Here is a 1,391-nt window from a genome sequence, read left to right as displayed (position 1 = left end):
TTTTGTCCGCCTTATTTGACTATTGGATGGATTGAGACACCAGGAAAGGGGAAATGTTTGACAAAAATATGTAATAAATCAAAGCGGTCTGGCGATTTTTGCCGGATTAGACCGAAAAGAAGATTGACTGGTAAGTAGTGCCTGTGATAGAATACGAGTAGGTGCTACCACATACGGTTGCAGGCGGTTAGCCCCCCTTGAAGAAAGGGGGTGATGCGCATGGTTACATACGAAGGGCTGTTCGCTTTTTGTCTCGTGATCATTGGCGTGATTGCTCTGGTTCAGGGCAAACAAAAATAACCGCCCCGGCTCTAATGGTGCGGTTATTTCCGTAATCCCAAAGGGCTAACCGTCTGCCGGTAGCACCTCTTTATATTCATTATACAGCGCAATTTCTGCGCTGTCAAGCAGGCTCTCGCTGGTCTTTCGGCGGGGGCTTTTGCGTTTTTACTTCTGCAAAGTGGAATCAAACAGGGAAAATCGTATCAAATTCCCCGAAAAGGTATCAAAACCAGAGAAAGGAAGATTAAATTGGATTACAAATACTCTTGCGTCGTTGACGCGAACAACCTCTATAAAACATTTGTCCTCATCTATCTGGAAACAGATGAGGACGGCGAAATAAGAGAGACCATATCTGGCTATGAGCTTGCGGAGGGTGAACGCCTGTTGGAAGTCAGCCCTCCGTCTAACCTGGTAAAGCCGCGCTGGAATGGCGAAGCATGGGAGGAAGGAGCCACGCCCGAAGAGATTGAAGCGTGGGAGCAGGAAAATCCCCCGCTTGATTTTCCAGACTTCGGGCCAACACAGGATCAGCGCATTGCCGCGCTGGAGCAGCAGGTTACAGACGCACAAATGGCAATCGCAGAATCCTATGAAACGGCTGATACGCAGGCAACCACAATTATGCTGGCGCAGGCCGAAGCCTATGAACAGGCTGACCGGCAGAATACTGATATACTCATGGCACTTGCCGAGGTATATGAAATCCTGCTCACGCTCCAGGAGCGTGTAGCGGCGCTGGAAGGAGGTGTACAGGAGAATGGCTAAAGTTTATGCAGAGCTGATCCGCAAGGGCCTCAAGACACTTGCAGACGTACCGGAAACGCTGAAAGCAGAGGTAGAGGGGCTGCTCAAAGATGAGTAGCTTTTTCTTTTGCCTTGCAAAAATCTTCTGCCGAGGGGAGGTGTACATAATGGCGGTAGTCTATGCAACCCTGATTATCAAGGGCAAAAAGACCATTGACGATGTTCCGACTATGCTCCGGGAGCAGGTCAAGCAGATGCTTGTTGACCTCGATGTACAGGCATAATTCGCGTCGGGATCGAGCCGGGGGACAACCTCCGGCTCGGTCCGTTTCGTACACCCTCGTCAAATAAGGCGGACAAAA

The 1,391-nt window shown here is 49.8% G+C and carries 3 protein-coding genes; all 3 read left to right on the top strand.

From position 1 onward, the window contains the following. The first annotated feature begins 531 nt into the window (after positions 1–531). The 3 genes from D5269_RS17815 to D5269_RS18930 are packed head-to-tail and all read left to right on the top strand — an operon-like array spanning position 532 to position 1,313. A complete protein-coding gene (locus D5269_RS17815) occupies positions 532–1,050 on the top strand; it encodes a hypothetical protein (protein ID WP_120487083.1) in 519 nt (172 codons plus the stop codon). Then, complete coding sequence (locus tag D5269_RS18935; RefSeq protein ID WP_256374390.1) at positions 1,043–1,147, top strand: CD1375 family protein; 105 nt, start codon at positions 1,043–1,045, stop codon at positions 1,145–1,147. The genes D5269_RS17815 and D5269_RS18935 overlap by 8 nt, the downstream gene beginning before the upstream one ends. Before the next feature lie 49 nt (positions 1,148–1,196). Beyond that, the gene (locus D5269_RS18930) at positions 1,197–1,313 is read left to right on the top strand and encodes a CD1375 family protein (protein ID WP_347707314.1); all 117 of its coding nucleotides are present in this window, start codon (positions 1,197–1,199) and stop codon (positions 1,311–1,313) included. Positions 1,314–1,391 lie beyond the last annotated feature (78 nt).

It is taken from the genome of Anaerotruncus sp. 1XD42-93 (assembly GCF_009917605.1).
Taxonomy (GTDB): Bacteria; Bacillota; Clostridia; order Oscillospirales; family Ruminococcaceae; genus Anaerotruncus.
The sequence above is the reverse complement of the archived record's forward strand: the minus strand, read 5'-3'. Positions and strand labels throughout refer to the sequence as shown.

Coding starts and splice junctions, on each gene's coding strand:
- D5269_RS18930 (WP_347707314.1), top strand. CDS start 1,197: ATGGCGGTAGTCTATGCAACCCTGATTATCAAGGGCAAAAAGACCATT.
- D5269_RS18935 (WP_256374390.1), top strand. CDS start 1,043: ATGGCTAAAGTTTATGCAGAGCTGATCCGCAAGGGCCTCAAGACACTT.